The sequence below is a fragment of the Vibrio ostreae genome, assembly GCF_019226825.1.
Classification (GTDB): Bacteria; Pseudomonadota; Gammaproteobacteria; order Enterobacterales; family Vibrionaceae; genus Vibrio; species Vibrio ostreae.
Map to the genome: position 1 here is coordinate 2,408,162 of NZ_CP076643.1, position 15,428 is coordinate 2,423,589.

At 50.1% G+C, this 15,428-nt stretch carries 10 protein-coding genes and 2 rRNA genes; 3 read left to right on the forward strand and 9 right to left on the reverse strand.

Annotation, left to right across the window (positions count from 1 at the left end; genetic code table 11):
* Positions 1–92 precede the first annotated feature (92 nt).
* From KNV97_RS17135 to dusA, 8 genes are all read right to left on the reverse strand, one after another.
* Positions 93–2,984: ribosomal RNA gene (locus KNV97_RS17135) — 23S ribosomal RNA — on the reverse strand.
* Between the two features lie 326 nt (positions 2,985–3,310).
* A 16S ribosomal RNA gene (locus KNV97_RS17140) occupies positions 3,311–4,863 on the reverse strand.
* The 16S and 23S rRNA genes sit together here, the layout of an rRNA operon.
* Positions 4,864–5,461: 598 nt before the next feature.
* The gene (locus KNV97_RS17145) at positions 5,462–6,238 is read right to left on the reverse strand and encodes a phosphoadenylyl-sulfate reductase (RefSeq protein WP_136487937.1); all 777 of its coding nucleotides are present in this window, start codon (positions 6,236–6,238) and stop codon (positions 5,462–5,464) included.
* Positions 6,231–7,964, reverse strand: a complete 1,734-nt coding sequence (gene cysI, locus KNV97_RS17150) for an assimilatory sulfite reductase (NADPH) hemoprotein subunit (protein WP_218562425.1) — start codon at positions 7,962–7,964, stop codon at positions 6,231–6,233. Before cysI ends, KNV97_RS17145 begins: the two co-directional genes overlap by 8 nt.
* The gene (locus KNV97_RS17155; RefSeq protein ID WP_218562426.1) at positions 7,964–9,811 is read right to left on the reverse strand and encodes an assimilatory sulfite reductase (NADPH) flavoprotein subunit; all 1,848 of its coding nucleotides are present in this window, start codon (positions 9,809–9,811) and stop codon (positions 7,964–7,966) included. Before KNV97_RS17155 ends, cysI begins: the two co-directional genes overlap by 1 nt.
* A 114-nt stretch (positions 9,812–9,925) precedes the next feature.
* On the reverse strand, positions 9,926–10,156 hold the full coding sequence (locus tag KNV97_RS17160; protein ID WP_136487934.1) for a hypothetical protein: 231 nt from the start codon (positions 10,154–10,156) through the stop codon (positions 9,926–9,928).
* Positions 10,157–10,259: 103 nt separating this feature from the next.
* Complete coding sequence (locus KNV97_RS17165; RefSeq protein WP_136487933.1) at positions 10,260–10,499, reverse strand: envelope stress response protein PspG; 240 nt, start codon at positions 10,497–10,499, stop codon at positions 10,260–10,262.
* 203 nt (positions 10,500–10,702) lie between these two features.
* Positions 10,703–11,686 (reverse strand): tRNA dihydrouridine(20/20a) synthase DusA, encoded by a 984-nt coding sequence (dusA, locus tag KNV97_RS17170; RefSeq protein ID WP_136487932.1) that lies wholly within the window; start codon positions 11,684–11,686, stop codon positions 10,703–10,705.
* Positions 11,687–11,931: 245 nt separating this feature from the next.
* Between dusA and zur the strand changes: the two genes are divergently transcribed.
* Both zur and KNV97_RS17180 read left to right on the forward strand, forming a co-directional pair.
* Complete coding sequence (gene zur, locus KNV97_RS17175) at positions 11,932–12,381, forward strand: zinc uptake transcriptional repressor Zur (protein WP_168797075.1); 450 nt, start codon at positions 11,932–11,934, stop codon at positions 12,379–12,381.
* 23 nt (positions 12,382–12,404) lie between these two features.
* The gene (locus KNV97_RS17180; RefSeq protein ID WP_136487930.1) at positions 12,405–12,866 is read left to right on the forward strand and encodes a chemotaxis protein CheX; all 462 of its coding nucleotides are present in this window, start codon (positions 12,405–12,407) and stop codon (positions 12,864–12,866) included.
* 127 nt (positions 12,867–12,993) lie between these two features.
* Here KNV97_RS17180 and pgi read toward each other — a convergent pair whose 3' ends face one another.
* Positions 12,994–14,646, reverse strand: a complete 1,653-nt coding sequence (gene pgi / locus KNV97_RS17185; protein ID WP_218562427.1) for a glucose-6-phosphate isomerase — start codon at positions 14,644–14,646, stop codon at positions 12,994–12,996.
* 319 nt (positions 14,647–14,965) lie between these two features.
* On the opposite strand from pgi, the gene KNV97_RS17190 reads away from it, so the two are divergent.
* Positions 14,966–15,385 (forward strand): secondary thiamine-phosphate synthase enzyme YjbQ, encoded by a 420-nt coding sequence (locus KNV97_RS17190; RefSeq protein ID WP_218562428.1) that lies wholly within the window; start codon positions 14,966–14,968, stop codon positions 15,383–15,385.
* Positions 15,386–15,428: the final 43 nt, after the last annotated feature.

The following is a 15,428-nucleotide window of genomic DNA, read 5'->3' on the forward strand; positions in this document are numbered from 1 at the left end:
AAGTGAAGACAAAAGATTGGAAAGCTGTTTTCGTTCTCATCACACATTCAATGTACTGGTCATTGAGTCCATCAAAACCCCTTGGGTGTTGTATGGTTAAGCCTCACGGGCAATTAGTACAGGTTAGCTCAACGCCTCACAACGCTTACACACCCTGCCTATCAACGTTCTAGTCTCGAACAACCCTTTAGGACACTTAAAGTATCAGGGAAGACTCATCTCAGGGCTCGCTTCCCGCTTAGATGCTTTCAGCGGTTATCGATTCCGAACTTAGCTACCGGGCAATGCGTCTGGCGACACAACCCGAACACCAGAGGTTCGTCCACTCCGGTCCTCTCGTACTAGGAGCAGCCCCCTTCAATCTTCCAACGCCCACGGCAGATAGGGACCGAACTGTCTCACGACGTTCTAAACCCAGCTCGCGTACCACTTTAAATGGCGAACAGCCATACCCTTGGGACCGACTTCAGCCCCAGGATGTGATGAGCCGACATCGAGGTGCCAAACACCGCCGTCGATATGAACTCTTGGGCGGTATCAGCCTGTTATCCCCGGAGTACCTTTTATCCGTTGAGCGATGGCCCTTCCATTCAGAACCACCGGATCACTATGACCTGCTTTCGCACCTGCTCGAATTGTCATTCTCGCAGTCAAGCGGGCTTATGCCATTGCACTAACCTCACGATGTCCAACCGTGATTAGCCCACCTTCGTGCTCCTCCGTTACTCTTTGGGAGGAGACCGCCCCAGTCAAACTACCCACCAGGCACTGTCCTCGAACCGGATAACGGTCCAGAGTTAGAACATCAAACATACAAGGGTGGTATTTCAAGGACGGCTCCAACGCAACTGGCGTCACGTCTTCAAAGCCTCCCACCTATCCTACACATGTAGGTTCAATGTTCAGTGCCAAGCTGTAGTAAAGGTTCACGGGGTCTTTCCGTCTAGCCGCGGGTACACTGCATCTTCACAGCGATTTCAATTTCACTGAGTCTCGGGTGGAGACAGCGTGGCCATCATTACGCCATTCGTGCAGGTCGGAACTTACCCGACAAGGAATTTCGCTACCTTAGGACCGTTATAGTTACGGCCGCCGTTTACCGGGGCTTCGATCAAGAGCGTCGACCGAAGTCTAACCCCATCAATTAACCTTCCGGCACCGGGCAGGCGTCACACCGTATACGTCATCTTACGATTTTGCACAGTGCTGTGTTTTTAATAAACAGTTGCAGCCACCTGGTATCTGCGACTTCCAATAGCTCCATCCGCAAGGGACTTCACCGTCAGAAGCGTACCTTCTCCCGAAGTTACGGTACCATTTTGCCTAGTTCCTTCACCCGAGTTCTCTCAAGCGCCTTGGTATTCTCTACCCGACCACCTGTGTCGGTTTGGGGGTACGATTCCTTACAATCTGAAGCTTAGAGGCTTTTCCTGGAAGCATGGCATCAATGACTTCATCACCGTAGTGACTCGACGTCGTGTCTCAGCCTTAGAGAGAGCCGGATTTACCTAACCCTCAAGCCTACGCACTTGAACCTGGACAACCGTCGCCAGGCCCACCTAGCCTTCTCCGTCCCCCCATCGCAATTGTAAGAAGTACGGGAATATTAACCCGTTTCCCATCGACTACGCCTTTCGGCCTCGCCTTAGGGGTCGACTTACCCTGCCCCGATTAACGTTGGACAGGAACCCTTGGTCTTCCGGCGAGGAGGTTTTTCACCCCCTTTATCGTTACTCATGTCAGCATTCGCACTTCTGATACCTCCAGCATGCCTTACAGCACACCTTCAACGGCTTACAGAACGCTCCCCTACCCAATACGATAAATCGCATTGCCGCAGCTTCGGTTTACAGCTTAGCCCCGTTACATCTTCCGCGCAGGCCGACTCGACTAGTGAGCTATTACGCTTTCTTTAAATGATGGCTGCTTCTAAGCCAACATCCTAGCTGTCTGAGCCTTCCCACATCGTTTCCCACTTAGCTGTAATTTGGGACCTTAGCTGGCGGTCTGGGTTGTTTCCCTCTCCACGACGGACGTTAGCACCCGCCGTGTGTCTCCCGGATAGTACTTACTGGTATTCGGAGTTTGCAAAGGGTTGGTAAGTCGGGATGACCCCCTAGCCTTAACAGTGCTCTACCCCCAGTAGTATTCGTCCGAGGCGCTACCTAAATAGCTTTCGGGGAGAACCAGCTATCTCCGAGTTTGATTGGCCTTTCACCCCTAGCCACAAGTCATCCGCTAATTTTTCAACATTAGTCGGTTCGGTCCTCCAATTGATGTTACTCAATCTTCAACCTGCCCATGGCTAGATCACTCGGTTTCGGGTCTATATCCAGAGACTGAACGCCCAGTTAAGACTCGGTTTCCCTACGGCTCCCCTAAATGGTTAACCTTGCCACTGAATATAAGTCGCTGACCCATTATACAAAAGGTACGCAGTCACACCACGAAGGTGCTCCTACTGCTTGTACGTACACGGTTTCAGGTTCTATTTCACTCCCCTCACAGGGGTTCTTTTCGCCTTTCCCTCACGGTACTGGTTCACTATCGGTCAGTCAGGAGTATTTAGCCTTGGAGGATGGTCCCCCCATGTTCAGACAGGATAACACGTGTCCCGCCCTACTCGATTTCACTGAACATACGCTGTCGGCTACGGGGCTATCACCCTGTTTCGCGGTCCTTTCCAGAACCTTCACCTGACGCATATAAAGCTTAAGGGCTAATCCAATTTCGCTCGCCGCTACTTTCGGAATCTCAATTGATTTCTTTTCCTCGGGGTACTTAGATGTTTCAGTTCCCCCGGTTCGCCTCATTAACCTATGTATTCAGTTAATGATACCTGCTTATGCAGGTGGGTTTCCCCCATTCGGAAATCGTAGACTCAAGTGGCTCTTACTGCCTCATCTACGCTTATCGCAAGTTAGTACGTCCTTCATCGCCTCTGACTGCCAAGGCATCCACCGTGTACGCTTAGTCACTTAACCATACAACCCGAAGGAGTTTCGAGTTGATGAACCAAGTCACCAAGGTTTCGTTGTCTCTCATTATTTGAATGAGCGAGAGACATGTCGATTTTGCCGGACTCAATTTTGAAACTTGTTAAACAAGTTTCTACCAAGCACACTTGAATGTGTTGTTGGTGTATTCCATTAAGGAATACATTGAGAACTTTACAAATAATATTTCGTTTACGAATAAACAAAAGATTATTTTGTCAGCTTTCCAAATTGTTAAAGAGCAATAACAGCCCGAAGCATTACGCTTCAAAACCATCAATCTGTGTGAACACTCATCGCAATAATCATTCGTATAAGGAGGTGATCCAGCGCCAGGTTCCCCTAGCGCTACCTTGTTACGACTTCACCCCAGTCATGAACCACAAAGTGGCAAGCGTCCTCCCGAAGGTTAAACTACCTGCTTCTTTTGCAGCCCACTCCCATGGTGTGACGGGCGGTGTGTACAAGGCCCGGGAACGTATTCACCGTGGCATTCTGATCCACGATTACTAGCGATTCCGACTTCATGGAGTCGAGTTGCAGACTCCAATCCGGACTACGACGCACTTTTTGGGATTCGCTCACTCTCGCGAGTTGGCCGCCCTCTGTATGCGCCATTGTAGCACGTGTGTAGCCCTACTCGTAAGGGCCATGATGACTTGACGTCGTCCCCACCTTCCTCCGGTTTATCACCGGCAGTCTCCCTGGAGTTCCCGACATGACTCGCTGGCAAACAAGGATAAGGGTTGCGCTCGTTGCGGGACTTAACCCAACATTTCACAACACGAGCTGACGACAGCCATGCAGCACCTGTCTCTCAGTTCCCGAAGGCACAAGACTGTCTCCAGTCTCTTCTGAGGATGTCAAGAGTAGGTAAGGTTCTTCGCGTTGCATCGAATTAAACCACATGCTCCACCGCTTGTGCGGGCCCCCGTCAATTCATTTGAGTTTTAATCTTGCGACCGTACTCCCCAGGCGGTCTACTTAACGCGTTAGCTCCGAAAGCCACGGCTCAAGGCCACAACCTCCAAGTAGACATCGTTGACGGCGTGGACTACCAGGGTATCTAATCCTGTTTGCTCCCCACGCTTTCGCATCTGAGTGTCAGTATCTGTCCAGGGGGCCGCCTTCGCCACCGGTATTCCTTCAGATCTCTACGCATTTCACCGCTACACCTGAAATTCTACCCCCCTCTACAGTACTCTAGCCTGCCAGTTTCAAATGCAATTCCGAGGTTGAGCCCCGGGCTTTCACATCTGACTTAACAAACCACCTGCATGCGCTTTACGCCCAGTAATTCCGATTAACGCTCGCACCCTCCGTATTACCGCGGCTGCTGGCACGGAGTTAGCCGGTGCTTCTTCTGCAGCTAACGTCAAACGAATGCGCTATTAACACATCCGCCTTCCTCACTGCTGAAAGTACTTTACAACCCGAAGGCCTTCTTCATACACGCGGCATGGCTGCATCAGGCTTGCGCCCATTGTGCAATATTCCCCACTGCTGCCTCCCGTAGGAGTCTGGACCGTGTCTCAGTTCCAGTGTGGCTGATCATCCTCTCAGACCAGCTAGGGATCGTCGCCTTGGTGAGCCCTTACCTCACCAACTAGCTAATCCCACCTGGGCATATCCTGACGCGAGAGGCCCGAAGGTCCCCCTCTTTGGCCCGAAGGCATCATGCGGTATTAGCCATCGTTTCCAATGGTTATCCCCCACATCAGGGCAATTTCCCAGGCATTACTCACCCGTCCGCCGCTCGCCGCCCTTAACGTTCCCCGAAGGTTCAGTTAAGTCGCTGCCGCTCGACTTGCATGTGTTAGGCCTGCCGCCAGCGTTCAATCTGAGCCATGATCAAACTCTTCAATTTAAGATTTTGTTCGGCTCAATGAATACTGACTTCAAATTACCTTAGTAATTCAAAGCTATTACCATTCCAACAGAATGGTAATGAATTGACTGTGCTCGAATGATTGCTCATTCAAATTGGTCACTCAGTTCATTGATACCTAAGTTGATTCTTTAGAATCATCTTCGATTATCATCAACGAGTGCCCACACAGATTGATAGGTTTATATTGTTAAAGAGCGTTGCCTTTCGAAACTTTCTTCTCAAAGCGGAGGTGCATTCTAGCGAGTTAATTTGAAGAGTCAAACACTTTTTCAAATTTATTTCTCAGAAGCTTTTCACCTCACTGACCAGCGCTGAAGCCTTGCGGCGTCTGCCGTGTCAGTGAGGCGGCATTATAGAGAGTTGCTTCCCGTTGGCAAGCGATATTTCAAAAAAATGCAAAAATAACGCTTAAGTGGCGATTTAACACTCAAAGCCTTATTTATCCATTTTTACCCCAAACTTGGCAACAACTTATCCACAGAGTTATACCTTTATGGGAGGTAAACCAGGCAGAAAAGACAAAACAACTAAGATAAAAAAAGCCGCTGACGCGGCTTTTTTTATCTGTTTCGGATTAAATACCCGAACCATCCTGTTCAGGTGGTGTATCTTCGTGAAGACCACACTCTCGTTTCAAACCAAAGAAACGGGTTTCTTCTTCACTCATACCCGGTTCCCACTTACGTGTGGTATGGGTATCACCCACTGAAAGGTACCCCTGCTCCCATAACGGATGGTATGGCAGGTTGTGTTCCTCTAAATAGTAGTGCACGTCTTTATTAGTCCAGTCGATGACCGGTAAGAACTTAAACACACCATTTTGGATGGCAAGAATAGGCAAGGTTGCACGTGACTTAGATTGTTCACGACGCAGACCAGAGAACCAGGTCCCCACTTCCAACTCGTTCAGAGCTCGGCGCATTGGCTCGACTTTGTTCAGTTTGTTGTACTGTTCAATGCCGGTCACGCCTTGTTCCCATAATTTACCAAAGCGCGCTTCCTGCCATGCAGGCGATAATTCGGCCGAGTAAATTTTCAGGTTCAGGCCCAGGCGCTCAGTCAACTGGTCAATAAACTGATACGTCTCAGGAAACAGATAGCCGGTATCGGTCAAAACAACCGGGACATCTTTCTTCACCGAAGTTACCAGGTGCAGCATCACAGCAGCCTGGATACCAAAACTGGAAGAAACCGCATGGGTTCCCTGCAGGTTATCCAGTGCCCACGCAACGCGGTCCTGAGCAGTTAATGTTTCCAGATAAGCGTTAATCTCTGCCAGGTGCAGCGTTTGCTGCACCTTAGTCAGGGTTAACAACTCCGTCAGATTCGGAGTAGTTACGGTCTCAGGCATAAAAATCCCTCTTGGAGACCACCACTTCCTGGATAATACCGGTACGAATAGTGAAGTCACCAAAGGCTTCGCCATCCTGACGCTCAGTTGCCCAGCGTCCTACCAGTTGATCGATCTCTTCCAGGATTTGTTTATCAGTGATGTTCTCTTTATACATTTTAGGAACACGGGTACCCGCGCGGTTACCGCCAAGGTGCAGGTTGTAACGACCTGGTGCTTTACCTACCAGACCGATTTCAGCCAGCATGGCTCGGCCACAACCATTCGGACAACCCGTAACTCGCAGAATAATGTTGTCTTCTTTTGGCAGTTGGTGTTTTTCCAGAATGCCTTCCACATCCGTCACGAAGCCAGGCAGGAAACGTTCTGCTTCTGCCATCGCCAGCGGACACGTCGGGAATGCCACACACGCCATTGAGTTCTTACGCTGCTCGCTGACAGTGCTGTCCATCAGGCCATGCGCTACCGCAATGGCTTCGATTTCCGCTTTCTGCTCTGCCGGAACACCCGCAATAATCAGGTTCTGGTTTGCGGTCATACGGAAATCGCCCTGGTGAATCTTCGCGATTTCAGCGACACCGGTTTTGAGCGGTTTACCCGGATAATCGAGCAGACGGCCGTTTTCGATAAACAGCGCCAGGTGATGTTTCCCATCAATACCTTCAACCCAACCAATACGGTCACCACGGTCGGTGAACTCATATGGACGGCTGTCAGCGAATGTTACCCCAGCACGTTTTTCCACTTCGGCTTTAAATACATCCACACCAACGCGGTCCAGAGTGTATTTGGTTTTCGCGTTCTTACGGTTAGAACGGTTACCCCAGTCACGCTGAGTGGTAACAACGGCTGCTGCGACATCCAGAGTTTTATCCAGCGGGATAAAGCCAAAGTCATCAGCACGACGCGGGTAAGTCGATGTATCACCATGCGTCATTGCCAGGCCACCACCCACCAGCACGTTAAAACCAACCAGTTTGCCGTTATCGGCAATCGCAACGAAGTTCAGATCGTTGGCATGCACGTCGATGTCGTTGTGCGGCGGGATAACCACTGTGGTTTTGAATTTACGTGGTAAGTAGTTGCTACCCAGGATTGGTTCTTCATCTGTGGTTTCAACTTTCTCGCCATCCAGCCAGATTTCTGCGTAAGCGCGGGTTTTCGGCAGCAGATGCTCACTGATTTTCTTCGCCCACTCGTACGCTTCCTGATGCAGTTCAGACTCTACCGGGTTTGAAGTACATAGTACGTTACGGTTTACGTCACCCGCGGTTGCGATTGAATCGATACCAATGCTGTTCAGCGTCTGGTGCATCAGCTTAATGTTTGGCTTTAGTACACCGTGGAACTGGAAGGTCTGACGGGTGGTCAGACGGATGCTGCCGTACATAGTGTGCTCAGTGGCAAACTTGTCGATCGCCAGCCATTGCTTCGGCTGGATGATGCCGCCCGGCATACGGGCACGCAGCATCACGTTATGCAGTGGTTCCAGTTTCTGTTTGGCACGTTCGTTACGAATATCACGGTCATCCTGCTGGTACATACCGTGGAAACGGATCAGCTGGAAGTTATCTGCAGTGAAACCACCGGTGATGCGATCCTGCAGGTCCGCTTCAATGGTGCCACGCAGGAAATTACTCTCGCGTTTCAGACGCTCGTTGTCAGAAAGTTGGCCCAGTACTTCGCCCAGTACTTCCTGAGTGTTGTTTTCAATTTTGTAGCTCATTAGTACACATCTCTCTGGTAACGTTTGGCTTTGCGTAGGTCGTTGAAATACTCTTCTGCTTTCTCACGTGACAGACCGCCTTGTTGCTCAGCGACTGTGACTAAAGCTTCGTGTACATCTTTTGCCATACGGGTTGCATCACCACAGATGTAGACATAAGCGCCATCTTGCAGCCATTGCCATACTTGCTTGGCCTGTTCCAGAACACGATGCTGTACATACACTTTTTCATTCTGATCACGGCTGAATGCCACATCCAGACGGTGCAGAGCGCCAGACTTGAGATATTTCTGCCATTCCACCTGATACAGGAAGTCCTGAGTAAAGGTGCGATCACCAAAGAACAGCCAGTTTTTACCTGATGCGCCACGGTTATCACGTTCCTGGACGAAACTGCGGAACGGCGCGATACCGGTCCCCGGACCAATCATGATCACCGGGGTTGCGTCATCCTGAGGCAGTTTGAAGTTATTGTTGTGTTCAATGAACACTTTCACTTCTTCGCCTTCTTCCAGACGCTGACCAAGGAAGCCTGACGCGCCACCCTGACGAGGCTGGCCATCTACATCGTACTCAACGATACCGACGGTCAGGTGGACTTCTTCATCCACTTCAGTCTGGCTGGAGGCGATTGAGTACAGACGCGGAGTCAGACGACGCAGCAGAGAGATCAGCTGCTCAGCCGACAGTTTGGTTTTCTTCTCCAGCAGCACATCCAGGATCTGGGTGTTGGCTGAGTACTCACGTAACTTGTCTTTGTCTTCCACCAGCTGCTGCAGTTTTTCACTGCCGGACAGTTCAGCAAATTTAGTGACAAACTGTGGGTTAGAAGTGGTGATTTCAAATTTGCTGACCAGAGCACTGTGCACCGACAAGCTTTCGCCATCGATTTCAACACTTTCGACCCCAGACAGACCAGCCGCTGCCAGTACAGCATTGGCCAGTTCAGGACAGTTTTCATACCACACGCCCAGTGCGTCACCCGGCTGATATGACATGCCAGATTCCGCCAGATCAATTTCAATGTGACGGACATCTTTGCCTGAATCACGACCAGTAATTTTCTGGCTGGTGAGCAGCGTCGCTGTGTATGGATTTTGTTTGTTGTACTGAGAATGGTGACCAGCAGCCTGACCAACCGGAAGCTGAACCACTTCCGCCTGGCTGTTTGCCAGCGCTTCTTTGACCACTTCCAGTGCTTTAGCACGCCATTCCGCTGCCGGTGCATCGTAATCCACGTCGCAGTCAACACGGTCGATGAAACGTTGTGCACCCAGTTTTTCCAGGAAGGCATCAAAGTCTTTACCGGTTTGGCAGAAGAATTCATAGCTGGAGTCACCCAGACCAATCACACCGTACTGCAGATTTGGCAGTTTTGGCGCTTTCTTCGATTGCAGGAACTCATGCAGCTCCAGAGCGTTGTCTGGTGCTTCGCCTTCGCCGTTGGTCGAGGCAACAAAGATCACGTGCGTTTCTTTCGCCAGATCTTTGCCTTTGTAGTCGCTGGCATCAAACAGCTGTACCGCAACACCGGCTGCCTGCGCTTCCTGTTCTAACAGTTCCGCGACGCCTTTGGCGTTACCGGTCTGCGAAGCATAGATGATGCTCAGCTTACCAGCTGGTTTTGCTGCCGTCAGTGCGGCGGCCTGAGTCAGAGGAGCTACAGCACCCTGAGTCTGGCTTAATCCCCAAAAATAACCGCTCACCCAAGCCATCTGCTGAGGTGAGAGTTGTGAAATCGTTTGTTGCAGCTGGTTGAGCTGCGAGTCGTTTAGTGGGCTTGCCAACCCAGCTAGTTCTTTTGGTATGGTGTTTCCTGAAGACATTGTCACGACTTCCTTATTCATTGCGTGACGATAGATTAACCACTCCTCTTAATAACAAGAAAGAATAGATGAGCATGTTTTATAACTTTTTGGAAGTAAGGAGGATAAAATTTCACCCTTAGCACTTAAGTGCCCTTATCTGGCTTCCACCCTTACCTGTTTAAAGCCGACCGCCATGGCGGATTTGGAGGCTTGATCCAGGTCGCCGTAGTGGCACTCCTCACCATTAGGGCCGGTCAGTAATAAGAAACCGCCTTCCTGATGGCGGAACTCCACTATCCATTCTCCTTCATCTGAATAAGGCTCGATGATCGCTTCTACCAGCATCTTTGCGCGGTATAGGTTTCTCAGTTCCGTGATAGTCATCGCCATTCTCACTATATTGCCGATCCTTCGTTATTAAGCATGGACGATTTCCATCAGAATGCGAATCGGCCGATACAGAAGGTTGATGACGACCACGCTCTGCTCAGCGGCGCCAGTTCCTGTATTGCGCATTACGGCCAGTGTCCCGGCAGTAATAACGGTAGGCCAGTACCGCCAGACCAATCACAATGATCCAAGGCAATAACTTAAGCGCGATGCCGAGCACACTAAGCAACAGCATAGTCACTGCCGCCGCACCAGCGGCCACCAGCACGCCCATCATGGTCAGCCCGCTGACCAGTAAGCCGACCACAAATACGGTCAGTACAATCAATTCCATCATAATGCTTCTCTGCGCCTCTTGCGTTACCCATCATGTGCTGTACTGACAATGTACAACTCTCATGCTGAAAGTGTTGCAGATTACAGGCCAGAAAATCAAACAGGCTAACCCACTGATAACTAACCGTGAGGCAATAAAAAAGCCACATGAGTTAACTCACATGGCTTGGTCATTTGGTCAAAAATACCAGTTAGCGGTGAATTTTACACACCGAGATCCTGGTATGGGATTTTGGCCAGCGCCTGCTCGACCACTTCAATGCCCGCGCCCGGTTTGTGCGCATTTTCACTGATGTGACGACGCCACTGGCGGGCACCCGGCATACTCTGGAACAGGCCCAACATGTGGCGGGTGATGTGGCCCAGATACGCGCCCTGCGACAACTGCCGCTCAATGTACGGATACATCTCGTGCACAATCTCAGAGCGCTTCTTGACTGGCTGTTCGAGGCCAAAGAGCTGCTGGTCAACTTCCGCCAGAATATAAGGACTCTGATACGCTTCGCGGCCAATCATCACCCCGTCCAGATGCTCGAGGTGCAGTTGCGCCTCCTGCAGTGACTTAACGCCACCATTGATAGCGATAGTCAGATGCGGAAAATCCTGCTTAAGCTGGTAAGCACGCGGGTAATCAAGCGGCGGGATCTCTCGGTTCTCTTTCGGACTCAGGCCACTCAGCCACGCCTTACGGGCGTGAATAGTAAACTGCTCACAACCGCCCTGCTCAGAAACCAGAGTCACAAAGCGGGTCAGGAATTCATAAGAGTCGAGATCGTCGATACCGATGCGGGTTTTCACCGTCACCGGAATATTGACCTCAGCTTTCATGGCTGCAACACATTCGGCAACCAGCTCAGGTTCAGCCATCAGGCAGGCACCAAAGCGGCCGTTCTGCACCCGGTCAGACGGACAACCGACATTGAGGTTAACCTCATCGTAGCCGCGCTCTTCGGCCAGTTTGGCACAGCGCGCCAGATCCGCCGGGTTAGAGCCGCCCAACTGCAGGGCAAGCGGATGCTCTTCCTGGTTGTAGGCCAAAAAGTCACCCTTTCCATGGATGATCGCACCTGTGGTTACCATTTCGGTATAAAGTAAGGTTTGCGATGAGAGCAAACGATGGAAATAACGGCAGTGGCGATCGGTCCAATCTAACATTGGCGCCACAGACAGCCGGCATGAGTGAGTCATTGGTCTAACATCCCCGTTTTCGGTCTAAAGCATTCGGTCACCGGGTGACCAAAACAAAGCTTGGCATTGTAATCGCTTCTGTTTATCTCGCCAACCGTTGTTCGAGGTATCGTTTTGTGAACAAATAAGGTAAGTTAGCGCTTATCTGACGAGATATCCTTGTTAGTGGTTGAAAAAGCCGGTTTTATTGATGAGGAAACGATCTTCATTCGGAAATAGTATATGATTACTACAGTCCGGCAATTATGGTGATAAATTTGGATACTAAGCTTACCCAACAGATTGAAGAAATATGTGCCGCACGAGGTGTCAGGCTCACAACGCAGCGCAAACGGGTCTTTGAACTGATTTGTGCCAGCAAAAAGGCATCCAGTGCCTATGAGTTACTGGAAGACCTCAAACAGAGTGAACCACAAGCCAAACCACCAACCGTTTATCGGGCACTGGACTTTCTGATGGAGCAAGGTTTCATTCATCGGGTGGAATCCACTAACAGTTTTATTTCCTGCTGTTCCTGCAATGCCCACAAGCATTTCTCGCAACTGTTGATTTGTGACCAGTGTGGCAACGTCATTGAACTGCAAGATGATAGTCTGATAGCCTTACTGGCAGACAACGCGGAGAAACACGGCTTTAAGATTGATAATCATGTGATTGAATCACATGGCGTGTGTCAATCGTGTTCCTCAAAATAAGAATGAAACAATAGAAGAAGGTTATGCGCGCTGAATTTGTAAACCCGTTTTTAGCGTCTTTGTTGAACGTTTTAAAAACGATGGCTTCACTAGAGCTGAAGCCCCAGAAACCTCGTCTGAAAAAAGATGAGATCGCCCGCGGTGATGTGTCCGGTTTGATTGGCATGATCGGGCAGCAGACTCGTGGCTCAATGTCGATCACCTTCGATGAGAGTCTGGCACTGGAGATCATGCAGAACATGCTGGGCGAAAGGCCAAACGGGTTGAACGAAGAAGTGACCGATATGGTGGGTGAAATCACCAACATGGTTACCGGTGGTGCAAAACGCATTCTGGCAGAAAGCGGCTTTGATTTTGATATGGCCACGCCTGTGGTGGTATCCGGCCGTGGTCACACCATTCGCCACAAGTGCGAAGGCTCCATCATCATCATGCCGTTTGCTTCCCAGTGGGGTAACGCTTTTATCGAGATCTGTTTCGAATAATCCCTGGCGGTATTCATACATAGAAAAAGCGGATGCACCGGCATCCGCTTTTTTGTGTCTGTGACTTCAGAACCTGAGTCGTTTCTGAATCGGCATGCTTCGGGCACTTGGCCCGAAGCATTAATGGTTAAGCGCGAAACGCTTTAAACGCATTGATCAGACCGTTGGTTGAACTGTCGTGTGAGCTGATTGCCGCATCGTCTGCCAGTTCCGGCAGGATTTGGTTAGCCAGTTGTTTACCCAGTTCTACCCCCCATTGGTCAAAGGTGAAGATATTCCAGATCACGCCTTGTACGAAGATTTTGTGCTCGTACATCGCAATCAGGTTACCCAGCGTACGCGGGTTGATCTGTTTGACCAGAATCGAGTTGGTCGGACGGTTACCTTCAAACACTTTGAATGGAACCAGCTCTGCCGCTTCCTGCTCTGTTTTGCCCGCTTTTAGCAGCTCAGCTTTCACTGTCTCAGCTGACTTACCAAATGCCAATGCTTCAGTCTGAGCGAAGAAATTCGACATCAGTTTTTGATGATGGTCGCTAACGGCATTGTGAGTCTGCGCTGGCGCGATAAAGTCACAAGGAATCAGTTTGGTACCCTGGTGAATCAACTGGTAGAACGCGTGCTGGCCGTTAGTACCTGGTTCACCCCAGATAATAGGCCCCGTCTGGTAAGTCACCGGGTTGCCGTTACGGTCAACGTACTTACCGTTTGATTCCATGTTACCTTGCTGGAAGTAAGCCGCGAAACGGTGCATGTACTGATCGTATGGCAGAATTGCTTCTGATTCCGCGCCGTGGAAATTGTTGTACCACAGGCCAATCAGCGCCAGGATAACCGGAATATTGCTTTCAAACGGAGTCTCAACAAAGTGTTGGTCCATTTCATGCGCACCGCTCAGCAGCTCAACAAAGTTGTCGTAGCCGATAGACAGGATGATCGACAGACCAATCGCTGACCATAGTGAGTAACGACCGCCCACCCAGTCCCAGAATTCAAACATGTTGTCAGTATCGATACCAAACTCTGCCACAGCCTGAGCGTTGGTTGACAGTGCCGCAAAGTGTTTTGCAACATGCGCTTCATCACCGGCAGACGCCAGGAACCAGTCACGGGCTGAATGCGCGTTAGTCATGGTTTCCTGAGTGGTGAAGGTTTTCGATGCCACCAGGAACAGCGTAGTTTCCGGGTTCACTTTCTTCAGTGTTTCTGCGATGTGAGTACCATCAACGTTCGACACAAAATGCATAGTCAGATGATTTTTGTATGGCGTCAGCGCTTCTGTCACCATATAAGGCCCCAGATCCGAACCACCGATACCGATGTTCACGACGTCAGTGATGGCTTTGCCAGTGAAGCCTTTCCACTCACCACCGATGATGCGCTCAGAGAAACCTTTCATTTTCTCCAGCACAGCGTTGACTGCAGGCATGACATCCTGACCGCCAGACATCACCGGGTTATTGCTGCGGTTACGCAGTGCCGTGTGCAGCACTGAACGACCTTCAGTCTGGTTGAGCGCTTCACCGCTGAACATGGCTTCAATCGCGCCTTTAACGTCTGTCTCTTCTGCCAGAGCCAGCAAGTGCTTCATAGTCTCTTGGTTGACCAGGTTCTTAGAGTAGTCAACCAGAATGTCAGCGCCAAAACGTGTAGAGTAGTTGGCGAAACGCTCACTGTCCTGTGCGAACAATGATTTGAGGTCCATATCCTGTGCAGATTCAAAGTGTGCAGTCAGTGCTTTCCAAGCTTGTGTTTGCGTTGGATTGATATTTTTCAACATGGTATCTATCCCGATGTTACTTTGGTTTTATTCCACTAATCTTAGCCACTGGCGCCAAGAATGCAGAATCCCCGATTGAGCAAAAAGAAAATGATAAAATTGGGTGCGGATTGCCGCTTAAAAATGTAATAAATTTTCAATGCACAATTATGACTCAGCTGTGCGCTACCCGCATTGAGTTAAGTCACGTAAACACCTAGTGTTTAACTATTACCTAGTGTTTAACTATTGCCTGATATTTAAATATTGTATTGCAATCAAGTGGCGCCACCATAGCGTTTCTAGCACCGTTTGCCAAATAGATTATGGAGAGACCCTTATGTGGGCACAACAGAAAATTCAACTACGCGCATACCCGCGCGGCTTTCATCTGATCACTGATGAAATTGAACAACAATTGCCGCAGTTGCGTGAGTTATCTGTCGGTTTACTACATCTGTTTATCCAGCATACCTCAGCCAGCCTGACCATCAATGAAAACGCCGATCCGACCGTACGCTCCGATATGGAACAGCACTTTAACCACTTTGTTCCGGAGCAGGCTGCCTACTACGTGCATACCTATGAAGGGGATGACGACATGCCGGCTCACATCAAAGCATCCCTGCTCGGATCCAGTATCACGCTGCCAATCAGCAACGGCCGGTTAGCTTTAGGAACATGGCAAGGCATTTACCTCGGGGAGCACAGGGATCATGGTGGGCCGCGCCGTCTGATTGCGACGCTGCAGGGCGAATAAGGGAGAGCCAGGGTGTGCAGAGAAAAATGTCATCGCGCCTTCA